18 protein-coding genes are annotated in these 25,337 nt (G+C 67.3%); 8 read left to right on the top strand and 10 right to left on the bottom strand.

What is annotated here, in order from left to right; translation table 11 throughout:
* Positions 1-128: 128 nt before the first annotated feature.
* From FQS62_RS05520 to FQS62_RS05510, 3 genes are read right to left on the bottom strand one after another with little or no spacing between them, the layout of a single operon-like run.
* The gene (locus tag FQS62_RS05520; RefSeq protein WP_208043305.1) at positions 129-1,844 is read right to left on the bottom strand and encodes an alpha-amylase family glycosyl hydrolase; all 1,716 of its coding nucleotides are present in this window, start codon (positions 1,842-1,844) and stop codon (positions 129-131) included.
* Positions 1,844-3,331: an MFS transporter gene (locus tag FQS62_RS05515; RefSeq protein ID WP_049446061.1), complete on the bottom strand. Its 1,488-nt coding sequence runs from the start codon at positions 3,329-3,331 to the stop codon at positions 1,844-1,846. Before FQS62_RS05515 ends, FQS62_RS05520 begins: the two co-directional genes overlap by 1 nt.
* Entirely contained in the window at positions 3,328-5,520 is a 2,193-nt protein-coding gene (locus FQS62_RS05510) for a glucosidase family protein (protein ID WP_208043304.1), read from the bottom strand. The genes FQS62_RS05515 and FQS62_RS05510 overlap by 4 nt, the downstream gene beginning before the upstream one ends.
* Before the next feature lie 237 nt (positions 5,521-5,757).
* On the opposite strand from FQS62_RS05510, the gene FQS62_RS05505 reads away from it, so the two are divergent.
* Both FQS62_RS05505 and FQS62_RS05500 read left to right on the top strand, forming a co-directional pair.
* The gene (locus tag FQS62_RS05505; RefSeq protein WP_208043319.1) at positions 5,758-7,812 is read left to right on the top strand and encodes a glycoside hydrolase family 97 protein; all 2,055 of its coding nucleotides are present in this window, start codon (positions 5,758-5,760) and stop codon (positions 7,810-7,812) included.
* 277 nt (positions 7,813-8,089) lie between these two features.
* Positions 8,090-10,858, top strand: coding sequence for a TonB-dependent receptor (locus tag FQS62_RS05500; protein WP_208043303.1), 2,769 nt, complete (start codon positions 8,090-8,092; stop codon positions 10,856-10,858).
* Between the two features lie 183 nt (positions 10,859-11,041).
* Here FQS62_RS05500 and FQS62_RS05495 read toward each other — a convergent pair whose 3' ends face one another.
* Positions 11,042-12,655 carry an alpha-glucosidase gene (locus FQS62_RS05495; RefSeq protein ID WP_208043302.1) on the bottom strand — a complete coding sequence of 538 codons (1,614 nt, stop codon included), beginning with the start codon at positions 12,653-12,655 and terminating at the stop codon, positions 11,042-11,044.
* A gap of 214 nt (positions 12,656-12,869) precedes the next feature.
* On the opposite strand from FQS62_RS05495, the gene FQS62_RS05490 reads away from it, so the two are divergent.
* Positions 12,870-13,868 (top strand): polyprenyl synthetase family protein, encoded by a 999-nt coding sequence (locus tag FQS62_RS05490; RefSeq protein WP_004147673.1) that lies wholly within the window; start codon positions 12,870-12,872, stop codon positions 13,866-13,868.
* Positions 13,869-13,948: 80 nt separating this feature from the next.
* On the opposite strand, the gene FQS62_RS05485 is transcribed toward FQS62_RS05490, so the two are convergent.
* A complete protein-coding gene (locus FQS62_RS05485; RefSeq protein ID WP_208043379.1) occupies positions 13,949-14,734 on the bottom strand; it encodes a dienelactone hydrolase family protein in 786 nt (261 codons plus the stop codon).
* 131 nt (positions 14,735-14,865) lie between these two features.
* Between FQS62_RS05485 and FQS62_RS05480 the strand changes: the two genes are divergently transcribed.
* On the top strand, positions 14,866-15,459 hold the full coding sequence (locus FQS62_RS05480) for an SMI1/KNR4 family protein (RefSeq protein WP_049447522.1): 594 nt from the start codon (positions 14,866-14,868) through the stop codon (positions 15,457-15,459).
* A 60-nt stretch (positions 15,460-15,519) separates the two neighbouring features.
* Here the strand turns inward: FQS62_RS05480 and FQS62_RS05475 are convergent, their stop codons facing one another.
* The 4 genes from FQS62_RS05475 to FQS62_RS05460 all read right to left on the bottom strand — a co-directional run bounded on the left by FQS62_RS05475 (position 15,520) and on the right by FQS62_RS05460 (position 21,556).
* Positions 15,520-16,053 carry a hypothetical protein gene (locus FQS62_RS05475; RefSeq protein WP_049447523.1) on the bottom strand — a complete coding sequence of 178 codons (534 nt, stop codon included), beginning with the start codon at positions 16,051-16,053 and terminating at the stop codon, positions 15,520-15,522.
* 95 nt (positions 16,054-16,148) lie between these two features.
* Complete coding sequence (murD, locus tag FQS62_RS05470; RefSeq protein WP_208043380.1) at positions 16,149-17,558, bottom strand: UDP-N-acetylmuramoyl-L-alanine--D-glutamate ligase; 1,410 nt, start codon at positions 17,556-17,558, stop codon at positions 16,149-16,151.
* Complete coding sequence (gene murL / locus FQS62_RS05465) at positions 17,539-18,891, bottom strand: UDP-N-acetyl-alpha-D-muramoyl-L-alanyl-L-glutamate epimerase (protein WP_208043381.1); 1,353 nt, start codon at positions 18,889-18,891, stop codon at positions 17,539-17,541. Before murL ends, murD begins: the two co-directional genes overlap by 20 nt.
* A 70-nt stretch (positions 18,892-18,961) precedes the next feature.
* Positions 18,962-21,556, bottom strand: coding sequence for a bifunctional aspartate kinase/diaminopimelate decarboxylase (locus FQS62_RS05460; RefSeq protein ID WP_208043382.1), 2,595 nt, complete (start codon positions 21,554-21,556; stop codon positions 18,962-18,964).
* 75 nt (positions 21,557-21,631) lie between these two features.
* Between FQS62_RS05460 and FQS62_RS05455 the strand changes: the two genes are divergently transcribed.
* Positions 21,632-22,504 (top strand): PhzF family protein, encoded by an 873-nt coding sequence (locus tag FQS62_RS05455; RefSeq protein WP_208043383.1) that lies wholly within the window; start codon positions 21,632-21,634, stop codon positions 22,502-22,504.
* 70 nt (positions 22,505-22,574) lie between these two features.
* Positions 22,575-23,453: a PhzF family protein gene (locus FQS62_RS05450; RefSeq protein ID WP_208043384.1), complete on the top strand. Its 879-nt coding sequence runs from the start codon at positions 22,575-22,577 to the stop codon at positions 23,451-23,453.
* Positions 23,454-23,552: 99 nt separating this feature from the next.
* Here FQS62_RS05450 and FQS62_RS05445 read toward each other — a convergent pair whose 3' ends face one another.
* The gene (locus FQS62_RS05445; protein ID WP_005408443.1) at positions 23,553-23,984 is read right to left on the bottom strand and encodes an OsmC family protein; all 432 of its coding nucleotides are present in this window, start codon (positions 23,982-23,984) and stop codon (positions 23,553-23,555) included.
* Between the two features lie 372 nt (positions 23,985-24,356).
* On the opposite strand from FQS62_RS05445, the gene FQS62_RS05440 reads away from it, so the two are divergent.
* Positions 24,357-24,755: an HU family DNA-binding protein gene (locus FQS62_RS05440; RefSeq protein ID WP_010483539.1), complete on the top strand. Its 399-nt coding sequence runs from the start codon at positions 24,357-24,359 to the stop codon at positions 24,753-24,755.
* A gap of 257 nt (positions 24,756-25,012) precedes the next feature.
* Positions 25,013-25,321: a DUF3861 family protein gene (locus tag FQS62_RS05435; RefSeq protein WP_049447529.1), complete on the top strand. Its 309-nt coding sequence runs from the start codon at positions 25,013-25,015 to the stop codon at positions 25,319-25,321.
* Positions 25,322-25,337 lie beyond the last annotated feature (16 nt).

The following is a 25,337-nucleotide window of genomic DNA, read 5'->3' as shown; positions in this document are numbered from 1 at the left end:
GGCGCGAGGGGTCCCTATTGTAGAGTCGAGCTTGCTCTACTGCTCGAAAAGCGTGCCAACCAAGGTTGGCACCCACCAGAGCGGTAGGCAGGTGCCAGGAATCCGGGGTTGCCGGCCAGCGGCCGGCACTACCGCCCCAGCCGCAGGTCCCGAGCCTGCTGGTCGGCCATCGCCTTGTCCAGCTCGGCCTGCAGCGCCGGCTGCTGCACGGCGGCATCCAGCACGTAGACCTTCACCCCGTGCGCCGGCACTTCCGCCTTCAGCGAGCCGTCCACCCGCAATGAACCGCCCTCCAGCGCGTCGCGCCAGTGGCCGTTCTGGACGAAACGCGCCACGGTGAAGGTCCTCGCCTGGTCACCTTTGTTCAGCAGCACCAGCGCGGTCTGCGCCACGTCGCCGTGCTGCAGCACGCGGAAGAACGCCGCCTCGTCACCCTGCAGGCGCTCGTTCACCTGCAGGCCGCGCTGCAGCGCCGGGGTGGCTGCGCGCAGCCTGGCGATGCGCTGCAGCGGCGCGAAGATCGGGCTCTGCGGCGCAGCGTCCACACGCGGCTGGCCGAAGTAGGCACGATTGCCGGCATGCTCGGCGCGACCCCGCATGAAGCCGGTTTCCGAGCCGTAATAGACCACCGGAATGCCACGCGCGGTGAACAGCCAGTTGTGCGCATCGATGAAGCCACTGTCGCTGGCCTGCAGGCGCGGCATGTCGTGGTTGTCGTAGAAGCTCATCAGCTCGTACGGATTGGCGTACGGGCCACCGCTCAGGTGCAGCGGCTCGGCCAGGGTTTCAAAGCCCTTGCCGGCCGTGCCGAAAGCCTGTTCCAGCGCACCGCGCAACGGGAAATCGAGCACGCTGACGTTGGCGTTGGCCGGCCAGGTGTGCTCGGCAATGCGCGCGGCATCGTAATCGAACGCTTCGCCGAACATGAACATGCCCGGGTGCTCGGCGCGGATGCGTTTGACGAAGGTATGCCACCACGGGTGCGGCAACCAGCCGATGGTGTCGATGCGCAACGCGTCCACGCCCTGCGCGGTCCATTGCAGGTAGGCACCGACCAGGTAGTCCATCACCGCCGGATTGTCCTGGTTGAAGTCGGACAGCTCGGCGAGGTTGCCGTCGAAGATCGAGCCATCCTTGCTGTCGACCGGTCCAATGTTGTTGTAGAACGCGTGCAGCGGGTTGTGCTTCGGATCCAGTTTCTGCGGCGGCAGGTTCTGGTGGTCGGCGATCAGTTTTCCGTCCTTGTCGAAGATCTGGCCGAACTGCGGCTGTCGCGTCGGCATGGTCCAGGCCGGCGAGCCGTGGTTGCCCACGATATCCAGCACCACCTTCAAGCCAGCACCGTGCAGGCCCTTGGTCAACCCGGCGAAATCCAGGTCTTTGCTGGGCAGGTGCTCATCAAGTTTGTAGAAGTTGATACCCCAGTACCCGTGGTAGCCGGTCTTGCCGCGGTCGGTCAGTGTGCTGGTGCAGCTGATCGGCTTGCTGCCGGTGAACGCCTCGTCCGGATTGTCCACGATCGGCGTGATCCATACCGCGCCGAAACCGAGGTTGCGGATGTACTGCGCGTTGTCGAGCACGCCGCGGAAATCACCACCGAGGTAGCCGATGTTGCCGTCCACCTTGTCCGGGCACGGCACCGGGATGTAGAAGGTACGGTGCTTGCCGCCCTGGTCGCGGTGATCGTTGGACGGATCGCCGTTGACGAAGCGGTCGGTGACCACGAAGTACACCGCATCGCTGGCGAACGGTTCGGTGGTACCCACATAGTCCGGGCGTGGCGCGGCCGCCGCATGGCCGGCCAGCAGTACCAGGGAAACAGCAACAGACAGCACACCGCGCATCACACCACCTCCGGACGGGACGGAACCCGCAGCACGCACAGGCCGGCCAGGAACAGGCTGCAGCCGCCCAGCACCAGCACATGCATCGGCTGGCCACCCAGCCATGCGCGCAGGGCAAAGCCAAGCGCACTGGCCGCCACCAGCTGCGGGATCACGATGAAGAAATTGAAGATGCCCATGTACACACCCATCTTCGACGCCGGCACGCTGTCGGACAGCAGTGCATACGGCAACGACAGGATCGAGGCCCAGGCAAAGCCCACACCAACCATCGACAGCAGCAGCCAGTGCGGGTCGCGGATGAACATCAGCGAGACCAGGCCGGCGCCGCCCAGCCACAGGTTGACCAGGTGGCTCCAGCGCAGGCCGATCGCACGCACCATCGGCGGAATCAGCACCGCCGCCAGCGCAGCGAAGCCGTTGTAGGCGCCAAACAGCACGCCCACCCAGTTGGCACCTTCGTTGTAGGCGGCCGACTGTGGATCGGTCGAACCGAAATGGGTACCAGCCACCGCAGCGGTGGTGTAGATCCACATGGCGAACAGCGCGAACCACGAGAAGAACTGCACCCACGCCAGGCGGCGCATGGTGACCGGCATCGCGCGCAGGTCGCCGACGATGGCGGCCAGCATATGCGTGGCCGGCAGCGCGCGCGCGGCCGCCAGCAGCAGGCCGTAGCCGGCGCACAGGCCGGCCAGCACGTACAGCATCCGGTCGCCCTGCCGCCACGCGATCAGCAGCGCCAGCAGCACGCCCAGCCCCAGCCATACGGCCACCTGCGCCCACGGTGCCGGGCCGTTGATCGCGGCCGCCGCGTGATGCGCCGGCGGCTCTGCATCATCGAAGCCGGCCAGTTCCACCGGTGAGTACTCGCGGGTGCTGACTACGGTCCAGGTGATCGCGGCCAGCAGCACCACCGCGCCGAAGTAGAACGCATAGCGCACGGTGTCCGGGACTTCACCTGCGGCGGCCGTATTGGCGACCCCGAAGTGGGCCAGGATGAAGGGCAGGAAGCTGGCGACGATGGCGCCCACGCCGATGAAGAAGCTCTGCATCGCGTAGCCGGCCGGACGCTGGCGTGGCGCCAGCTGGTCACCGACGAAGGCACGGAACGGCTCCATCGATACGTTGATCGAGGCATCCAGTACCCACAGCGTGCCGGCCGCGATCCACAGCGTCGGCGAATTCGGCATCACCAGCAGCGCCAGCGTGGTCAGCACCGCACCGATCATGAAGTACGGACGGCGGCGCCCCCAGCGCGTCCAGGTGCGGTCGGACAGGTAGCCGATTACCGGCTGCACCAGCAGGCCGGTCAGCGGCGCGGCGATCCACAATCCTGGTACCGCGTCGATGTCCGCGCCCAGTGTCTCGAAGATGCGGCTGGCATTGGCGTTCTGCAGGGCGAATCCGAACTGGATGCCGAGGAAGCCGAAGCACATGTTCCAGATCTGCCAGAACGACAGCTGCGGTTTTGCCGTGCGATTCATCGTGCACCCTCTGCCATCGCCACGGGTGCTACCGTCAGCGCCTGCACCTGGGCCTGGTTGAGCACGCCATCGCGCCCGCCCTTGCCCCCGGTGTAGTGCGCGAAGTGCTGCAGCGTGCTCATGTTGAAGCCTTCTTCAAGCGCGACCGTGCACCGGCCCTTGGGCACAGCGAACGTTGCCGAGGTCGAGTCCTGCACGGCCACGCTGTGCGGCAGCGTAACCGTATGCCGCTGCAACGGCTGGCCCGGGCACTGCAGCACCAGCTGCTTCACCGCAGCGGTGACGCCGGTGTTGATCGGCCCATTCGGGTTGCTGTATTGCAGGCGCAGGCGCACCTGCCCGGCCTTGGCCGAGGTGAACTGCCAGCGATCCTCGCCCTTCAGCACCTGCTGCGGACCGACGCAGACCGTCGGGCTGTGCAGCGATTCCAATGCGTTGTCGCGCCGGGTCAGGCTGAGGCAATGCTGCAGGCCATCGTCACTGATGTGCGCCTGGCCGTTGCTGGCGTCGACAACCGTGCCGTCCATCCACAGCACCTGCTCGGCTGCCACAGGAACGTTCCAGCCCGCGCCATTGCGCAGGGCCTGCGGCGCCGCCGGTGTTGCCGGCGCACGCGCGTTGGCATCCGCAGTCGTGGCAGCGAAACCGGCTGCTGCCGGGGCCGCGACCAGCTGCACCGTGGTGGTCGCGCCACGCGTGGTGGTTCTGCCGGCCACCAGCAGGCCATCGCCCAGGTTCTGCGGGCGCTCCAGCACATAGCGCTTGCCGTTGGCTTCCAACGTGATGCGGGGGTGCGTGCCGAACAGTTCGGGCACCAGCACGGCCGGCAGCTTGGGCTGCACGCGGCCATCGTCCTGCACGCCGAATACACCTTCGACCACCATCGACAGATAGCCGGCTACCGACCACAGCTGGCGTTCGGAATTGACCACCGGGCCGCTCAGCGCGCCTTCCTCGACATGCACGGCCTGGCTGACCAGCTCGTAGTTCTCCATGTTGGAGCCGGCCAGCGCGGCGCCCTGCATCAACGAGCGGATTTCGGCGGCGATGCGCGGCGCATCATCCAGCTGCCGCGCCGCGCGCAGCGAGTACGCACTGACGAACGGCCAGATCGCGCGATTGTGGTAGATCGGCTGTTGCGCCTCCTGCGGCCAGACCACCGGGCTGCCGGCCGGTCCCATCGGGTAGGCGGCCAGCGCACGGCGCGCGCGTTCCGGGGGCAGCACCTCGGCCAGGATGCCCAGCGACAGGCCGAGCAGATCGACCTTGGCATACGGCACCGGGTGCGCCGCTTCGCCGATGTAGCTCATGTACTGACCGATGTCCTCGCGCCAGAAGCGCGCATCGATCTGCCGTGCCAACGCATCGGCCCATGCCTTGTAGTCGGCCACGCGGGCATCGCCGCGCTGGCCTGCCAGGCGTTCGGCCAGGCGCAGTGCCTGATAGTGCAGCACGTTGGTGGATAGTGCGTAGGAATCGCCGATGAAGCGCACGTCCTCACGGGTCCAGTCCGGATAGGTCTGCTCGCGCCAGTCCAGGAACGAGGTCTCGCCGCGATAGAGGCCCATCTGCTCATCGAAGACCATCGCGCGATCCTGCGCCAGCGTGCCCTGCAGTGCCCGCCAGACCTGATCGGAAAACGCGCGATCCTCCAGCAGGTGACGCGCCGCCAGGAACCACACCACGCGGTCGCTGCTGATTGGCCAGCTGCCACCGGAACCGGTGTCCTGCGCCACGAACAAGCCGGGCGTGTGCCCGTCGCGCGCCGCCGACAGCTTGAACTGCAGCGACTGCCGCGTGCGTTGCGGGTCCAGCCGCGCCAGCGCCAGATCGGCGGCGAAGCTGACATCGCGGGTCCACACGTAGGGCCAGCGCGCGCCGGTCTGGAAGCATTCGCACGGCACCGGCCGGCCTTCGTCAAACGACGGATCGCGGATCGCGTCCACGCGGTCCTGGTCCATCTCCTGCTGGGCCAGCGCAAACAACGCATCGAACATCACGCTGCCGCTCTGGCTGCGCATCGGCATGGGCGCGATATGCACCTCACCTTTCGGCGCATGCAGCACGAAGCTGCCCTTGGCAGCGGCTTCGGCACGCGCATGGCGGCCGTCGAATTGCAGGTCGGCCGCCTGCGCGGTCGATCCCAGCGCTGCCCCCAGGGCAGCGGTCAGGCAAATGATCTTCAGCATCGAAGCGGCGGACCGGCTTGCGCCCGTCGGCCTCCCTCCCTCTCTGCACGCGTTGTAGGTCCGCACCACCATTGCCGGTGGACGGGCGCGGCCCCTCCCTCAAGGTGCCTTGGCCCCATGGTAGACGCGGGGCTGTCGGCTGCGTCCATCTGCATACGTATTCATGGCGCTGCGCGGTAGCGCGCCGGCTGCGCTGGCTTATGGTCCGGGTCTGCCAACGGCGCCTTGGGAGGGGAACTGCCGATGTCACCCACTGCTGTACGCGCGGCAATCGCGCACCTGCTCGGCCTGGCCCTGCTGGCCTGGGCCACGCTGGCACAGGCCGCGCCACAGGTCGCCAGCGTCGAATCACCGGGCAAGGTGCTCAAGGTCAGCCTCGTGCTTGACGGCGGCACCGCCCGCTACCGCGTCGAGCGTTTCGGCGAGCCCGTGGTGGAGGATTCGAAGCTCGGCTTCGCCCTGCGCGATGGCCGCCTGGACCGCGATTTCGCCCTGCTTGGCCAGCAGCGGCGCAGCGTCGACGACAGTTGGGAGCAGCCGTGGGGCGAGCGCCGGCTCACCCGCAACCACTTCAACGAGCTGACCATGCAGCTGGCCGAGACCACCGGCAGCAAGCGCCGGCTGGATGTGGTGTTCCGCGTCTACGACGATGGCGTTGGCTTCCGCTATGTGTTCCCCGAGCAGCCGAACCTGCGCGAAGCCATCATCGATGACGAACTGACCGAGTTCGCCATCGCGCAGGATTCCACCGCCTGGTGGATTCCCGCCGGCGAACCGATCCACTACGAATACCTGTACCAGCGCACGCCACTGCGCGAGGTGCCGCTGGTGCATACGCCGATGACCCTGCGCAGCCGCGATGGCCTGCACGTGGCGATCCACGAGGCCGCACTGGTGGACTACGCCGGCATGTGGCTGCGGCGCACAGAAGGACAACGCCTGCGCGCACAGCTGTCACCCTCGGCCGAAGGCTGGAAGGTGCGCCGCACCCTGCCCTTCGCCACGCCGTGGCGCACGCTGCAGATCGCCGACCGTGCCGGTGGCCTGGTCGAATCGGACCTGATCCTCAACCTCAACGAACCCAATGCGCTGGGCGATGTGAGCTGGGTGAAGCCGGCCAAGTACCTGGGCGTGTGGTGGTCGATGCACCTGGACAACGAAAGCTGGGCGACCGGGCCGAAGCATGCGGCCACCACCGCCAAAACGAAGAAGGTGATCGACTTCGCCGCCGCGCATGGCTTCCGTGGCGTGCTGGTGGAAGGCTGGAATCCGGGCTGGGACGGCATGTGGGTGGGCAACGGCTACGACTTCGACTTCACCCGTGCCACGCCTGATTTCGATATCGAAGCGCTTTCGGCGTATGGACTAAAAAAGGGCGTGCACCTGATCGGCCACCACGAAACCGGCTGCGCCATCGAACACTACGAGAATCAGCTGGGCGCTGCGCTGGACCTGTACGCACGGCTGGGCGTGGACCAGTTCAAGACCGGTTACGTCTGCGACGATGGCCAGGTCGCCCGGCGTGATCCGGCTGGCGGCCCGCTCTGGCGCGAGTGGCACGACGGGCAGTTCATGGCCCGCCACCACCTGAAGGTGGTGCAGGAGGCCGCGCGCCGGCATCTGTCGGTGAACCCGCATGAGCCGATCAAGGACACCGGCCTGCGCCGTACCTACCCCAACTGGATCTCGCGCGAGGGGGCGCGTGGCATGGAATACAACGCCTGGGGCCAGCCGCCGAATCCGCCGGAGCACGAGGTCAACCTGGTGTTCACCCGGATGCTGGCCGGGCCGATGGATTACACCCCCGGCGTCCTCAGCCTGAAGGGCCGCCACGGCCAGGCCATCCCCAGCACGCTGGCCCGCCAGCTTGCTCTGTACGTGGTCCTGTACAGCCCGATCCAGATGGCCGCCGACCTGCCCGAGCACTACCTGCAGCACCGCGAGGCATTCCGCTTCATCGAGGACGTGGCGGTGGACTGGGAACAGAGCCGCGTGCTCGATGGCGAAGTGGGCGACTACGTGACGATCGTGCGCCGCGACCGCAACAGCCGCGACTGGTTCCTCGGCAGCATCACCGATGAGCACGGCCGCGTGCTGCCGGTGTCGCTGGGCTTCCTGGAGCCGGGCCTGCGCTATCGCGCCGAGATCTACCGCGATGGTGAAGGCGCCGATTTCCGCAGCAACCCGTTCGCGTTCGCACGCGAGACCCGCGAGGTGACCAGCGCCGACGCACTGACGCTGGTGCTGGCACCGGGCGGTGGGCAGGCCATTCGCTTCACGCCTATCCGTTGAACGTCTTCCTGCCTGCGCGCCGCTGTAGCGCCCGAGACCACGCTCGGGCGGCGGTGCGCAGCACCGGAACGCAGCCGAGCATGGGCTCGGCTCTACAGAACGATGCACCTGAAAGCGATTACACCCCTGCAAACACCATTGAATACGTATGCAGGGTGATTCCCGCGAAGAACGCGCTGCCTACCATAGCGGCGACGACAGCGGCCACCGCGTCGCACGTTCACGGCACCGCCGGAACGCTCACAAATCGATCTGCAACATTGCCTGGGAGGGGAAAATGTTGAACCACAAGCGCAGTGCGCTGAGTCTCGCGCTGGCCGTTGTGCTGGCGCCGACGCTGGCGTCGGCACAGTCCACGCAGAGCACCACCACGCCGGCCGCCACCGCCGCCACCAACCTGGATACGGTGCAGGTTACCGGCATCCGCCGCGGCATCGAGAACGCGATCGCGATCAAGCAGGACGCCACCTCGGTGGTCGAGGCGATTTCCGCCGAAGACATCGGCAAGCTGCCCGACGTCAGCATCGCCGAATCGATCTCGCGCCTGCCCGGCCTGGCTGCCCAGCGCGTTGCAGGCCGTGCGCAGGTGATCAGCGTGCGCGGCCTGTCGCCGGACTTCGCCACCACCCTGCTCAATGGTCGTGAAGTGGTCAGCACCGGCGACAACCGCGGCGTCGAGTTCGACCAGTACCCGTCCGAGCTGGTCAACGGCGTGACCGTCTACAAGACCCCGGACGCGGCGCTGGTCGGCCAGGGCCTGTCGGGCACCATTGATATGCAGACCGCACGCCCGCTCAGCTTCGGCGAGCGCGTGATCGCGGTCAGCGGCCGCTACCAGAAGAGTTCGCTGGGCCGCGCCGCCGATGTCGATCCGTACGGCAACCGCTTCAGCGCCAGCTACATCGACCAGTTCTTCGACAACACCCTGGGCATCGCCATCGGTTACGCGCACAGCGACATGCCGATCCAGGAGAACCAGGTCGGCCTGTACGAGCCGTGGACCACCGAGCACACCGACAAGGGCGAGCGTCGCGGAATCGCGCCAGGCACCTACTTCACCGATGGCATCAAGGCGCTGCGCCGTACCGGCAACAACAAGCGCGACGGCGTGATGGCGACGATCCAGTTCCGCCCCAGCAACAGCTGGACCAGCACCTTCGATGCGTTCCATACCGAAGCCGAGCAGATCGACACCGCCAACCAGTTCGAGCTGAGCCTCAGCGGCAACGGCGAAGACGGCAATAACCCCAACGCGATCCTGCCGGTGTTCAGCAATGTCGGCCGCAATGCCGATGGCAGCTTCACCGGTGGCACGATCAGCAATGCGTACCCGCTGGTGCGCGGCATGTACAACAAGCGCAAGGACAAGATCGATGCGTTCGGCTGGAACAACGAGTTCAACGTCGGTGGCGTGAAGCTCGTCGCCGACCTGAACTACTCCAAGGCGACCCGCCGTGAGATCAACCTGGAAAACAACCTGCAGCTGGTGCCGCGCCCGCAGTTCGACACGATCGGCCTGGTGGTGAACAACAACAGCTTCTCGCAGATCACGCCGGGGCGTGACTACTCCAATCCGGACAGCCTGTTCCTGACCAACACGATCTATGGTTCCGGCTACGGCAAGGTGCCGGAGGTCGAAGACCGCTTGAAGGGCGCCAAGCTGGCGGCGACGCTGCCGGTTCCCGAGGCCATGTCCAGCTGGTTCTCGGATGTGGACGTGGGCGTGAACTATGCCGACCGTCGCAAGCAGAAGGCCCAGGCCGAAGGCAACATCCTGCTCGGTGCTCAGGGCGAATCCACCATTGCCCCGGACCTGCAGTACCGCCCGGTCAACCTCGGTTTCGCCGGCGTCGGCTACATCCCCTCGTGGAACGTGCCGGCAGCCGTGGGTCGCTACATGACCTTCAACCCGGTCGACAACCTGGACTATCTGATTCCCAAGTCGTGGACGGTCGAGGAGAAGATCACCACCGCGTGGGCACGCCTGAACATCAACACCGACATCGGCGTGGTCGGCGTGCGCGGCAACATCGGCGTGCAGATGCAGCACACCGACCAGAGCTCGGATTCACGCTACTGGGACAGCTCGCAGCCGGCTGGCAGCAACATCCAGCCCTTCTCTGCCGGCAAGACCTACAAGGATTGGCTGCCGAGCTTGAACCTGGTGTTCATGTTCCCGCACCAGCAGACGCTGCGCTTCGCTGCCGCCAAGCAGGTCGCGCGCCCGCGCGTGGACCAGATGCGTGCCGGCCTGGAATTCGGTGTGGATACCAACAACGGCCGCCCCGGTGGCAGCGGCGGCAATCCGCTGCTGGATCCGTGGCGCGCAACCGCGCTGGACCTGTCCTATGAGAAGTACTTCGGCGAGAAGGCCTACGTCGCTGCGGCCATCTTCTACAAGGACCTGAAGAGCTACGTCTACACGCAGTCGGTGGACAACTACGACTTCAGCGGCCTGCTGGGCAACTACGTGCCGCCGCCGGGCATGACCGCGCCGGTGCTGACCACCGGCACCTTCTCCACGCCGCAGAACGGCAAGGGCGGCACGTTGAAGGGGCTGGAGCTGACCGGGTCGTTCCCGCTGGAGATGCTGACCGACAGCCTGCGCGGCTTCGGCGTGCAGGCCAGCGCGACCTTCAACAAGAGCGACATCACCATCCTGGATCCGGAGAGCGCCTCCAGCGTGGGCAGTGACCCGATCAGCCTGCCGGGCCTGTCCAAGCGCGTGTACAACTTCACGGCCTATTACGAGCGCAGCGGCTTTGAAGCACGCGTGAGCCAGCGTCGCCGCTCGGACTTCATCGGTGAGATCGGCAACTTCAACGGCAACCGCACACTGCGTTACGTGGTGGGCGAGAACGTGACCGATGCGCAGCTCAGCTACACCTTCAGCGACAGCAGCGCCCTGCGCGGCCTGACCCTGCTGCTGCAGGGCAGCAACCTGACCAACGAGCCGTACCGCACCTACGCCGGCAGCAAGGACCGCCCGCTGGAGTACATCGAGTGGGGCCGCACCTACATGCTGGGCGTGAACTACAAGTTCTGACCACAGCCGCGTAGTGCCGGCCGCTGGCCGGCAACCCAAAGGGAGCAGGACCGGGAACCCGCTGCGCAGGCAGCGGGTTTTCTTTTGCGCGGATGCCGGCCGATGGTCGGCCAGGCCCACCCACAAAAAAGGGACGGGGCGCTTCGGCCCCGTCCCCGCAAGTACCGCCACCGGAGAAAACGGTCAGCTGCGTCGGGCGCAATACACCGCGCGCGGCGGCAGCTGGAGTTCATTGCCCTGCACCGTGCCCGCATCCGGGCCCGGCACCGCCACCTGCTGCCAGTTGCCCGGCGGCAGCGGATGGCTCACCGCTTCGGCCGACAGGTTGAAGGCCAGCAGGAGGGTTTCATCTGCAAGCATACGCTCGAACAGCAGCACTGGCTCGGCGCTTTCGATGAACCGGATGCTGCCATGCAGGAGCGCAGGCTGGCTACGCCGCCAGGCCAGGAAGGCGCGGAACGCCGCCAGGACCGAGTGCGGGTCGCGCTCCTGCACGGCCACCGCCGCCGCCCGGTGCTCGGCCGGGATCGGCAGCCAGGGCGTGCCTGAGGTAAAACCAGCCAGCGGAGCGTCGGTCCACGGCAGCGGGGTGCGGCAACCGTCGCGGCCCTTGAAATTCGGCCAGAAGGTGATGCCGTACGGGTCCTGCAGCGCCTCGAACGGCACCTCGGCCTCGGCCAGGCCCAGCTCCTCGCCCTGATACAGGCACACCGAGCCGCGCAGCGAGCACAGCAGCGCCACCAGCATCCGCGCCAGCCGCGGGTCAGCCGGGTGGCCGCCCCAGCGGCTGACCGCCCGCTCCACATCGTGATTCGAAACCGCCCAGCACGGCCAGCCTTCGGTCATCGCCGCTTCCAGCCGGGAGACCGTGTCGCGGATGTAGACCGCGCTGTAGTCGTCCACCAGCAGCTCGAAGCTGTAGCCCATGTGCAGGCGGCCGTCCTGGGTGTACTCGGCGGTGGTGGCCAGCGAGTCTTCCGACGAGATCTCGCCCAGGCTCACCGCGCCCGGATACTCGTCCAGCAGCGCGCGCAGGCGCTCCAGGAATGGCAGATTCTCCGGTTGGGTGTTGTTGTAGAAGTGGTACTGGTAGGCGTACGGGTTGTCCGGGCTGAAGCCGCGGCCCACGCGCTTGTCGGCGGGCTTTGGCGGGTTGTCGCGCAGCTGCGCGTCGTGGAAGCAGAAATTGATGGCGTCCAGGCGGAAGCCGTCCACGCCGCGGTCCAGCCAGAACCGCACATTGTCCAGGGTGGCCCGCTGCACGTCCGGGTTGTGGAAGTTCAGGTCCGGCTGGTCGACCAGGAAGTTGTGCAGGTAGTACTGCTCACGGCGCGGTTCCCACTGCCACGCGCCGCCGCCGAACAGCGACAGCCAGTTGTTGGGCGGGGTGCCGTCCTCGCGCGGGTCGGCCCAGACGTACCAGCCGGCCTTCGGATTGCTGCGGTCCTGGCGGCTCTCGCGGAACCAGGCGTGCTCGATCGAGGTATGGCTCAACACTTGGTCGATCATCACCTTCAGGCCCAGGTCGTGCGCCTTGGCCAGCAGGCGGTCGAAGTCATCCAGGTTGCCAAACAGCGGGTCGACATCGCGGTAGTCGGCAATGTCATAGCCGAAGTCGGCCATCGGCGACTTGAAGAATGGCGAGATCCAGATCGCGTCGACGCCCAGCGCGGCGATGTGGTCCAGGCGCTGGATGATGCCCGGCAGGTCGCCCACGCCATCGCCGTTGGCATCGAGGTAGCTGCGCGGGTAGATCTGGTAGATGACGGCTCCGCGCCACCATGGATAGTGCGACATCGACAGCCCCCCTCCGGGCATGCGGGACCCGCCGGAAGCGGGCCGAAATCCTGTTCCGGCAAGCTTAGCGGCGGCCTCGCGGGCATGGCGCAACCTGCATACGTATTCACGCAGGCGGCAGCCGTGGCCGGGCCGCGGACGTCGGCCCACCCGGTTTGCGCCCGAATTCACAGGCAGCGCCTATAATCAGCGATGAGCCTGAAAGCCTGATCGCATGACCATCACCGAAGACACCCGTCCCGCCCTGGGCCTGCCCCAGATCCAGTCGCTTGCCGCGGCCGACATGGCCGCCGTCGACGCCCTGATCCGGCGCCGCCTGTCCTCGGACGTCGTGCTGATCAACCAGATCGCCGATCACATCATTTCCGCCGGCGGCAAGCGCCTGCGCCCGATGCTGGTGATGCTGGCCGGCCATGCGGTCGGCCAGGCCGGCCCGGATCACCACCAGCTGGCGGCGATCATCGAGTTCATCCACACCTCCACCCTGCTGCACGACGACGTGGTGGACGAATCCAGCCTGCGCCGTGGCCGCAGCACCGCCAACGCACTGTGGGGCAACGCGCCCAGCGTGCTGGTCGGCGACTTCCTGTACTCGCGCAGCTTCCAGCTGATGGTCGAGCTGGAGCGCATGTCGGTGATGCAGATCCTGGCCGATGCCACCAACCGCATCGCCGAGGGTGAAGTGCTGCAGCTGCTGCACGTGCACAACCCGGACACCGACGAAGCCGCCTACCTGCGCGTGATCGAGCGCAAGACCGCGGTGCTGTTCGCCGCCGGTACCCGCCTGGGCGCGCTGGCCAGCGGCGTGGACGAAGCCACCCAGCAGGCCCTGTTCGACTACGGCATGCACCTGGGCTACGCGTTCCAGATCGCCGATGACGTGCTGGACTACTCGGCCAATGCCGAGGAACTCGGCAAGAACCTGGGCGACGACCTCGCCGAGGGCAAGGCCACGCTGCCGCTGATCCACGCGATGGCCCACTCCGACGACGCCACCCGCGAGCGCCTGCGCACCATCGTGCAGGACGGCGACGCCTCGGCGATGCCGGAAGTGCTGGCCGCGATCCGCGCCACCGGCGGCTTGGAGTACAGCCGCGCGCGTGCCGAGGAATATGCCGAAGCCGCCGAGCGTGCGCTCGATGGCCTGGGCGACAATGATGCCGTGGCGGCCCTGCGTGGTCTGGCCCGCTACGCGGTGCAGCGCTCGCATTGATGGAGGCGTGCCGACCAACGGTCGGCACCCACCAAACCGGCATTCCGGTGGGTGCCGACCGTTGGTCGGCACGCCGTTTATTACCGGAAGCGTTCCTCGAAGAACTCATCCAGCGCCTTCCACGCGCGCTTGGCCGCCCGTTCGTTGTACTGGCAGCCCGGCGGGCTGTTGGCATCGCGCTCGGCGAAACAGTGCACCGCGCCGCTGTAGTTGGTGAACTCCCAGTCGACCTTGGCCGCGTTCATTTCCTTCTGGAAACCGGCGATGTCCTCGGCGGTCACGCTCTTGTCGTCGGCACCGTTGAGCACCAGCACCGAAGGATGGCTGCCACCGGCCTGCGCCGGCAGTGGCGAGCCCAGCCCACCGTGCAGGCTGACCACACCGGCCAACGGCGCACCGGCACGGGCCAGCTCCAGCACGGTGGTACCGCCGAAGCAGAAGCCCACCGCACCGATCCGGCTGGCATCCAGCGGCACCTTCCCGGCCTGCGCCTTGAGCACGTTCACCGCTTCCAGCGCACGCGCGCGCAGCAGCGGCCGATCGTTGCGCAGCTTGGTCGCCACCGGCCCGGCCTCGGCATCGGTCTTCGGCCGCACACCCTTTCCGTAGACATCGGCCACCAGCACCACGTAATCATCGCCGGCCAGCTGTTTGGCCTTCTCGATGGCCGACTCGTTCACACCCTTCCAGTTCGGCACCATCACCAGGCCAGGTCGCTTGTCGTTTTCGCCGTCGTCATAGACCAGCACGCCACTGAAAGTCGTGCCCTGGTGTTTCCACTCCACCGGCTGCGTCTTCATTGCCGCCCACGCCGGCATCGCCGCCAGGCCCAGCATCACCGCTACACCACATCGCCAACGATTCATGCGCCTGCTCCGCAAAAAAAGGGGACGGAGGGGATTAAGCCGTATTCGCCCCTCCCGCGTCGCATTCTGCATTGGCGACGTGACGCAGGTGTGGTTGGATACGACTTAATCCCCTCCGTCCCCTATTTCGCATGAACCTTGTTGACCGCTTTCTGTCTGGCCTGATCCCACGCCTGCCCGCCGACGATGCCCCGCAGTGGGCTCACGTCCAGGGTGCCAGCGCAGAAGACCTGCAGCGCCTGCGCATGCAATGGCCGCAGGTGCCTGACAGCCTGGTGGAACTGTTGTCCCGCGTGGATGGCACCCACTTCCGCGCGTATCCCGGCGGCGGGGTCTGCGTGCTGATGCTCGGGTCGGACGTGGAAGACGGCGGCTACCCGTACTACCTGCGCTCGGTCGCGCAGATCTTCGAAGACCAGCAGCAGTGGGACGACAGCATCCGTTCCATCTACGAAGAATGGCTGGATGACGAGCCGGAGATTCTGGGTGAAGGCATCGACGCGGATCTGCCGATGAGCCGCCGGCTGTGCTTCTCGCACTGCATGAACAACGGCGGCACCTCGATGCTGTACCTGGATTTCGATCCCGCGCCGGGCGGCACGGTCGGCCAGGTGGTGCGCTACCTGCACGATCCAGACAGCTACGTAGTCATCGCGCCCAGCTTCGATGCGTATCTGCAGCAGCTGATTGATGGCGGTTACGCGTTCATCCGGCATGAGGACTGAAATCCAGCCGAGCATGGGCTCGGCTCTACAGTAGATCCACGCCATGCGTGGATGACGGCCTCACCCGCGTTCGATCCAATGCAAGGTGCCCGGCTCGAACGCCAGCAGATCCGCGGCCGCCAGGCGCGCACGCGGCCAGTGACGTTCCGGTGGCTTCGGCTGCCGGGCACCGACCGAACCGTCGTAGTCGCGTACCAGCAGTCCGACGCGCGCGGCGCCTGCGGCCAGCAGGGCTTCGATGCGCAGCAGCCATTGGCCGGCGTCGCCCACTGCTTCATCGCGACGCACCTGCTGATCCTGCGCATGCCGCGCCCGCTGCTCGGCCAGCGCGCGGGCGATCTTCGCTTCGCTCCAGCCCTTCTTCCGCCAGCGGTCGGCATCGCCCTTCCATTCCAGCTCGGCCCGCATCGACGCCAGCGCCGTGCCGCAATCGCAGTGCACGGCGCTCAGCCACGGCTGCCAGCCAGGCCCGACCGCGGCCTGCAGGCTGGGCGAATCCTGCGCGAACAGGCGACGGCCGCTGCGCTCCATGATCGCGGCGGCGTCAACGTGCGCAAACGAGGTGGGTAGGAACACGGTGATGAAGGTGCACATCGGGCTTCTCGAATCCGTCCGGGAATGCGCCGATGGTAACTCGTTGGGGTCACAGCCCTTTCCTGCGGAAAGGGATCCGACCCCGGGCCGGTGGATCAGCCGATACCCAACCCCGGAATCGCGCTGATGCTGTCCGGGTCAAACCCGGCCAGTTCGGCGAAATGACGGCCACGCGCCACGTAATCTCGGTACGCACCAAAACTCGGCGCACCCGGCGACAGCAGCACCACCCCACCCTGCACACCCAGCGCGGCACGTGCCAGCGCCATCGCCTCGGGCAGATCCGCCGCCGCGTGCAGACCGAAGCGACCGGCATCGGCCAGCGGCTGCAGCATGGCGTGGATGCGCGGGCCGTTGCTGCCCATGGTCACGATCTCCACCGGCGGCACGTCGTGGGCCATGTGCTGCATGAAATCGGTCCAGTCCAGGCCACGGTCGTGCCCGCCCACCAGCAAGGCGATGCGCTGCCCGGCGAAGCACTCCAGCGCGGCCAGGCTGGCATGCGGCGTGGTGCTGATCGAATCGTTGACGTAGGTCAGGCCATCGGCCACGCCGATGCGCTGCAGGCGGTTCGGCAGCGGACGGAAGTCCTGCACCGCCGGTGCCAGCGCCACCGCATCCAAGCCCAGTGCTTCCAGTGCGGCCAGCACCGCGCACAGGTTGCCGCGGTTGTGGCGGCCTGGCAGCGGCGTGTTGCGGGTATCGAACACCGCCTGTTCGCCGCGATGCACGATGTCACCACGCATGTGCCAGCCTTGAGGCTGGTTGAACCAGACCACTTCGCTGTCGGGCAACGACAGCGCGGCCAGGTGCGGGTCGGCGGCATTGAGCACGGCGATGCGCGGCGCGGCTTCAGTCGCCAGCCGCAGCTTGTCGTCGATGTAACGCTGCTCGCTGCCGTGCCAGTCCAGGTGCTCGGGGAACAGGTTCAGGACCACCGCCACCTGCGGATGGGCGCCACTGCGCGCCACGTCGCCGGTCTGGTAGCTGGACAGTTCCACCGCCCAGTACTCGGGCGCGGGTTGCGGGTCCAGCACTTCCAGCAGCGGCAGGCCGATGTTGCCGACCAGACCGGTACGGTGGCAGGCGGCACGCAGCAGGTGCGCCACCAGCGCGGTGGTGGTGCTCTTGCCCTTGGTACCGGTCACGCACACGGTGTCGTGCACGACGCCATCGGCACCCGCATGCTCAGCGAACCACAACGCGGTGCCACCGATAAAGGTGGCGCCCTGCCCCGCCGCCGCCAGCGCGATCGGCTGGTAGGGACTGATGCCGGGCGATTTGATCACCACGTCGAACGCGGCCAGCGCTTCAGCAGAAGGCTCGCCACGCACGTCCAAGTTGCCCGTTGTTTCCACGCGTGCAGCCTCGACTTCGGCCGCCGGGCAGAACAGGCTCAGCGGCTGCGTGGGCAGGCGCTCACGCAGCACCGCAAACGCGGCGCGGCCCTCACGGCCCCAGCCCCACAGCGCAACGCGCTTTCCTTCAAGCTGCGAAATCTTCACGCACCCGTTCCCACAGCGCAGCCGGAACGCGGTGCTCGCCCTGCAGCTGCAGCAGCGGTGCCAGTTCCAGTTCGACGGCATCCAGCTGCGGCTGGATCTCATTGCAGAAGCGCTTCACCAGCACGTCTTCCTTCCACTCCGGACGCTGCGCCAGGGTCGCCATCGCTGCGCGCGATTCGCGGCCTTCGCCCACGCACTCGAACGGCTTGTGGTCCTGGAATTCCAGCAGCGCGTCGAAGCCACCGGCCTGCTCGGCATCGTCCAGCAGGTTGCGGCCGAAGATGCGCACCAGGCGCGTCTTGGGCATGAACGGGGCCAGCGCAAGGAACACGAAATGGCACTTCGGGCAGACGCCGCACCAGCGGTTCACCGGGCGCTCGCCGAGGATGTGGAAGTTGCGGTTGCAGCTGGAGAAGTGCGCGTCGTAGAAATCGGTCTTGGCGAACTGGCGGGCCACCGCCAGCTCGGACATCGGGCGCAGCAGCGAGTAGTACTGCAGATCCGCAGCGACGTGCTTCTGCACATGGCTGCCGAACGCCTGCTCGAACGCCCAGCCCTTGGACCACTGGTGGTTCACCTCGCCGGTGCCCGGAATCTGGCTGCCGTAGCTGGCCGAACGCTCATTGGAGAACACCACCTGGTCCACGCCCTGCAGCAGCGCGGCCAGCACCATGATCGCCGAGTTCACCGCGGTGACCGGGATATGGCCGTTCCAGGCGCCCTGGCGGTTGAGCTCGAACAGTTCCGGCGCCAGCGCGCGGCCCAGGTTCAGCGTCGGCAGGCCGGTACGCTCGGCACAGGCGCGGATCAGCTGCGAACCACCGATCCAGGTCACCGTCTCGTCCACGCCTGCACGGCGCAGCGCTTCGATGCTGACCAGCGAATCCTTGCCACCGCCGATCGCCACCAGCGCGTGCGGCTGCAGGCCAAGCACCGGGGCCTGCACCGCTTCGCCCTGCACCGGCAGGCGGAAGCGCCCGCGCAGGTTCAGGCCGTTGCGGTAGGCAAATTCGCCCAGGCCGTTGAGATAGACCGTCTCAACCAGCGCTGCGGTATCGGCATCGATGGCGTAGCTGTCGATGCTGACCGTCTCCGGCACGCCCGCCTTGTAGTAGCTGACACCGGCGATCAGGTGCAGCAGCTGCAGCGCGCGCTGCACGGCGGCGGTACGCGCCTCGTCCAGCACGAACGGGGCGCCCGGCACGGTGATGGTCTCCACCATCTCCGGGCCGTCGTCAAAGGCATAGACCAGCTTGGCCACGCCGGTATCCGCGGCGAATTCGCAGCGGACGAAGCGGAAGCGGGAAACCTGGTGTTTGTCGAAAGCAGTCATGGTGTATCCGGTCAGGCACGGGCCCGCGCGATGGCGCGGGGCGTGTCGGTGGGCGGGTGCAGGGCGGCGATCATTCGATCACGTCTTCGCGCGGCAGCATCCGCTGGTTGTAGGTGTTGGCCATCACATAGCCGTAGGCACCGGCATCGGCGATCAGCATCACGTCGTCCGGCGCGGTCGACGCCGGCAGCTTGCGGCGCTTGCCGAACACATCGCTGGATTCGCAGATCGGGCCGACCACATCGAACGCCGCCTCGGCATAGCCGCCCTGGCGGCTGAGGTTCTCGATATCGTGCCAGGCGTCGTACAGAGCCGGGCGCATCAGTGCATTCATGCCGGCATCCAGGCCGACGCGGCGCACGCCGTCCTTTTCCACCACCTGGGTGACATGGGTCAGCAGCACGCCCGACTCGGCCACCAGGTAGCGACCCGGCTCGATCGCCAGACGGAATGCCGGATGCAGCGCCTTGACCTCGGCCAGGCCCTCGGCCCAGGCGTCCAGGTCGAACGGCTCGTCCTCGGCGGAATACGGAATCGGCAGGCCACCGCCAATGTCGATCGTCTCTACGCTGCCGATGCGGCGGGCGAAACCGGCCAGCTCATCGCACATCAGGCGCCAGTGCTGCGCGGTCTCAACGCCGCTGCCGAGGTGCGCATGCAGGCCGACCACGCGGCTGCCCAGATCGGTGGCCGCGCGCACGAACTCGTCGACGCGGGCGATCGGCAGGCCGAACTTGGAGTCCTTGCCGCCGGTACGGACCTTGGCATGGTGGCCTTCGCCCCGGCCCAGGTCGACCCGCAGCCAAAGCTCGCGGTTGCGGAACAGGTCCGGCCAACGCTGCAGTGCTTCGACGTTGTCGACCGTCACGGTCACGCCCAGCGCGAATGCCGCCTCATACTCGCTGCGCGGGCAGAAGCTGGGGGTGAACAGCACGCGCTTGGGCGACAGTTCCGGCAGGTGCTGGAACACGTGCTTCAGCTCGCCGTGCGACACGCACTCCAGGCCAAAGCCCTCGGCTTCCAACAGCTGCAGGATGGCCGGGTGGCTGTTGGCCTTGATCGCGTAGTAGCGCTGGTCGATCGGCTTGATCGCGGCCAGTGCACGGGCGCGGGCACGCACCGTCGGCAGGTGGTAGACGTAGCGCGGCGTACCCGCATCGGCCAGCTGCAGCAGGTGCGCACGCTGGCCCCGCCACCACGGGGTGCCACGCGGACGCACGGTGCCGGCAATCTCGCGCCAGCGCGGGCCGAACACTTCGGTCTCTTCCACCGGCATCGCACCGCTGTCGATCAGCTCAGCATGCAGGATCGGCAGCAGGCCATCGGCATCGGCCTCGTCGATGACGAAGGTCAGGTTCAGGTCGTTGGACGACTGCGAGATCATGTGCACGCGCTCGCGGCCGAAGGTGGCCCACACGTCCGACAGCTTGTGCAGCAGCGAGCGCATGCCACGGCCAACCAGGGTGATCGCCGCACACGGCACGATCACCTTCACCTTGCAGATCTGCGACAGGTCGGCCGACAGCGCGGCCAGCACATCGGTGTTGACCAGGTTCTCGGACGGGTCCAGCGACACGGTGACGTTGGTTTCGGCCGAACCGATCAGGTCCACCGACAGGCCGTGCTTCTTGAACAGGTTGAACACATCGGCCAGGAAGCCGACCTGCTGCCACATGCCGATGCCTTCCATCGACACCAGCACGATGCCGTTGCGGCGGCTGATCGCCTTTACGCCCGGCACCGGCGCGGCGCTGCCATCTATGCTGGTACCTGGCAGTTCCGGGCGCTCGGTATCGAGGATGGCCATCGGCACGCCGGCATCGCGGCACGGCTTGATCGAGCGCGGGTGCAGCACCTTGGCACCGGTGGTGGCGATTTCCTGCGCCTCGTAATAATCCAGGCGGGTCAGCAGGCGCGCATCCGGCACGTCCTTCGGGTTGGCGCTGAACATACCCGGCACATCGGTCCAGATCTCCACGCGGCTGGCGCCGAGCAGCGCACCGAAGTACGCCGCCGAGGTATCCGAGCCACCGCGGCCGAGGATGGCGGTGCCGCCATCGGCATGCCGCGAAATGAAGCCCTGGGTGATCAGCAGGCGGGTCGGCTGCGCGCGGAAGCGCTGCATCCACTCGGCATCGGCACGCCACTGGCAGTTCACCGACAGGCGCTGCGACCAGTCGCTCTGGTTCGGCTGCGGCGGCATCGCATCCAGCCACTGGCGGGCATCCATCCAGCCCATGTCCAGGCCCGAGGCGTGCAGGTAGGCTGCGCCCAGGGTGGAGGACAGCAGCTCGCCCTGACCCAGCACTTCAGCCTGCCAGTCCAGCGGACGGGTCGCGGCGCGCGCGTCGTCCAGCAGGCCCTGCAGCGCCGCCAGGCGTTCGGCCAGCACCTCGCGGCCCAGGCCCAGTTCAACCAGGAAGCCCTCGTGGCGTTCGACCAGCGCCGCCACGCGATCACGGCTGTCCGGTGCGCCGTCGGCAATCGCGGTCAGTTCGTTGGTGACCCCGGACAGCGCCGACACCACCACCAGCACGCGCGAGCCAGTCTCTTCCGCACGTTTTTTCGCCAGCTTCCCGATCGTGTCCCAGCGATGACGACGCGACACCGAGGTGCCGCCGAACTTCAGTACGATCCAACGATCGACAAGGGGGGAAGCTGACATGGATTGGCTATGTAGAATGTGGGGAAGCCGCCCTCGGGGGCGGAACCTTTGATTCTAAGCGCAATATCACCGTAGATGGCCGTCCTCCGTTACCTGCAGCTCGATGTCTTCGCCCCCCGCCCCGGCACCGGCAACCCACTGGGCGTCATCCTGGACGCCGACGGGCTCTCAAGTAGCCAGATGCAGGCCCTTGCCGCTTGGCTGAACCTGTCCGAGACGGTGTTCTTCCTGCGCCCCAGCACGCCGGGCGCCGACTACCACATCCGTATTTTCACCCCGACCCGCGAACTGGCGTTTGCCGGCCACCCCAGCGTCGGCGCCGCCTGGGCGGCGGTGACCTGCGGCCTGGTGCAACCGCGCGACGGCGCCCTGCTGCAGCAATGCGCGGCGGGGCTGCTGCCGGTACGGGTGAGCGGTCCGGCCGAGGCACTGCAGATCCAGCTGGCCAGCCCGCCGGCGCGGCAACTGGACACCAGCGCGGACGCCGCGCCGAAGGAGCTGCTGGCGCTGGCTGCCAGCGGGCACGTACCCGAACTGTGGGACAACGGTGCACGCTGGTGGCTGTTGCCGCTACGCGATGCCGCCGCCGTACGTGGGCTGGCACCGGACATGGCCGCGCTGGCCGACTGGAGCCTGGCCACCGATGCCACCGGCGTGGCGGTGTTCGCCGACGAAGCCGGCACCGGCCACTCCCGCGTGGTACGTGCGTTCTGCCCCGCCGATGCGGCCAGCGTGCCGGAAGATCCTGTCACTGGCAGCGCCAATGCCCTGATCGGTGCCTGGCTGCGCCAGCGCGACGCTCTGCCCGGCCGCGAGGGCCGCTACGTGGCCAGCCAGGGCCGCGAAGTCGGCCGCGATGGCCGCGTACAGGTCGAGGTTGATGCGCAGGGCACCGTATGGATCGGCGGCCAGGTGCAGTGCGTGATCGACGGCAGCATCCATTGGTAGCGCCGCGCACGGTCGCCGGGCATGGCCCGGCGCAACCGTATCCCCTCTCGTTTTACGGAGTTTGCCCCCTATGACCACCCGCCGTTTCCTGCAGCTGGATGTGTTCTCCCCGCGCGCCGGCGCTGGCAATCCGCTGGCCGTGGTACTCGATGCCGAGGGCCTGGACGATGCCAGCATGCAGGCCATCGCACGCTGGACGCGCCTGCCCGAAACCACCTTCGTGTTCCCGCCGCAGGTCGCCGGTGCCAGTTACCGGCTGCGCATGTTCAGCCCCCAGAAGGAGGTTCCGTTCGCCGGCCACCCCAGCGTCGGCACCGCGCATGCAGTGCTGCAGGCGGGCCTGGCCACGCCGATCGATGGCGTGCTGGTGCAGGACGGCATTGCCGGCGCCCTGCCGCTGCGCGTCAGCGGTGAGGGTGCGCAGCAGCGCATCGCCATCCGTACCCCGCGCGCGCAGCTGGCCGAAACTGCCGAGGCGACCGATCCACGCCTGCAGTCCGCACTGAAGGGCTGGCCGCTAGGCACGCTGCCACCGGCGCGCATGCAGGGCGGGCGCAGCTGGTGGGTGGTGCAGGTGGCCGACGAGACCGCATTGCGCGCGCTGCAGCCGGACTGGGATGCGGTAGCCGCACTGGCTGATTCCACCGACAGCATGGGCGTGTTCGCCTATGCCCTCAGCGATGGCAGCGAGGGTTTCGACCTGGCCGTACGTGCCTTCGTCGGCAATGGGCGCCGCTTCGAGGACGCCGCCTCGGGTGCGGCCAATGCGGTGCTGGCCGCGTGGCTGGACCTGCGCGGCGCCCTGCCCCGTGGCCGTGCACCGTTCGAAGTCAGCCAAGGCCGCGAAGTCGGCCACGATGCGCGCCTGACGCTGCTGGTCGACGAGGACGGTGAGGTCTGGTCGGGTGGCCAGGTGCAGACGGTGATCAGCGGCACCATCGATTGGTAAAGGAATGCTGTAGAGCCGGGCTCAGTCTCGGCTGCTCTCCGCCCAGCGCATGGCAGCCGGGGCAGCCGAGCCTGGGCTCGGCTCTACAGATGCGCCGGCTCAGCCCAGCTCGGCTTCCAGGCTGATCGGCACGGCGCTCAGCGCCTTGGACACCGGGCAGTTCTGCTTGGCGTCATCGGCAATCGCGCGGAACTGCGTCGCGTCGATGCCCGGCACCACCGCCTTCACCTTCAGCCGGATCTGCGACAGCTGCGGGCCGCCTTCCAGAGACAGATCGACCTTGGCTTCGGTATCCAGCGAGGTCGGGGTAAAGCCGGCTTCGCCGAGCTTGGCCGACAGCGCCATGGTGAAACAGCCGGCGTGCGCGGCAGCGATCAGCTCTTCCGGATTGGTACCTTTTTCGTCGCCGAAACGGCTGTTGAAGCCGTAGCGGGTCTTGTCCAGCAGGCCACTCTGCGGCGTGCTCAACTGGCCCTTGCCCGACTTCAAATCGCCTTCCCAGTGCGCGGTGGCGTGTCGCGAGATTCCCATGTGCTGCTCCTGCGTGACGGTGATGAACGGTCACCCTCGCACGGGAGGCGTTAGCCCTGCGTCGCTCCGCCGCACGCTGGAGGTCGTCTTCCGAACCCGGCGCGTGGACACTTCCTCGCCAACCGGAAACGCATTTTCCTCTTGTTTTCAGTGGTTTCGCGCACCCAGCCAATGGGCGGGCGCCACCCATCGCGCGCGCTGCCACCGCCCCTTCCCCCACTGCGGGCCATGTACTGAATCGGCCTGGATATGAAAAAACATGCACTTTCCGCGCTTCGGGCTATTGGCGGCGCCCGAGAGTTGCCCTACATTGCGCTTGCCGACGGGGTTCGGCGCCGACCAAACAACCAACCGTTCACGGAACAGGAAACCATGGCAAAGACCGCTAAGAAGGCTGCCCCGAAGAAGGCAGTGAAGAAAGTCGCGACGAAGGCAGCCGCCAAGCCGGCCGCTCCGAAGCCGATCAAGGAAGTGCTGACCAAGTCCGGACTGGTTGCACACATCGCTGAAGCCTCCGGCGTCATCGCCAAGGACGTCCGCGCTGTGCTGGCCTCGCTGGAAAGCGCCGTCGCCTCCTCGGTGCACAAGAAGGGCGCTGGCTCGTTCACCCTGCCGGGCCTGCTGAAGATCACCACCGTCAATGTGCCGGCCAAGCCGAAGCGCAAGGGCATCAACCCGTTCACCAAGGAAGAGCAGTGGTTCGCTGCCAAGCCGGCCACCACCAAGCTGAAGGTGCGTCCGCTGAAGAAGCTGAAGGACGCCGCGCTGTAAGCGCGCGCCCCAACGCGGATTCCGACGGGACGGCTCTGGCCGTCCCGTTTTTTTTTTTGTCCCAACCACGGCCCGCAACACAGCGTTGCCGCATCGCCGGGAATGTCCGGACAGGCCCGTCGCCATTGGCTGGGCGTGGTACGTGCCGGCCCCGGAACGTACCGGGTGGAACACTGCGTGCAGCGCCGGCCGTCGCCGCCGGCCGTGGCGTTGCCTATGGTGGGCACATCCTCCACAGCTACGGCGAGCCCCCTCTCATGTCCAGCCCCTCCACCCGCTACCGGATCTCGGTGACCCCCATCGAAAAGGACGGTTTGCAGTGCACCGGGCGCTGCACCATCGAACTGGAACATCGCGCCAGCCGCGACCTGATGCGCCTGCTGGAAGCTGCCCCGCGCACCGCTGGCATCAGCGGCGACGAGCGCGCGACACTGGTGATCGCCACCCAGCTGCTGCGCGACATCGTGCAACGCCACGCCGAAACCGAAGGCCACGCCCTGGCCGCCATCGCCGCGCAGGTGCTGCCGGCGCTGGATGCACTGGAACAGCTGCCCTCCTCCCGCTGATCACGGCGCAGCCGAT

The sequence above is a fragment of the Stenotrophomonas sp. SBJS02 genome (assembly GCF_020428325.2).
In the GTDB taxonomy this organism is placed as follows: domain Bacteria; phylum Pseudomonadota; class Gammaproteobacteria; order Xanthomonadales; family Xanthomonadaceae; genus Stenotrophomonas; species Stenotrophomonas africana.
Note: the sequence above shows the minus strand (reverse complement) of the source record. Positions and strands in the feature narration are given on the sequence as shown.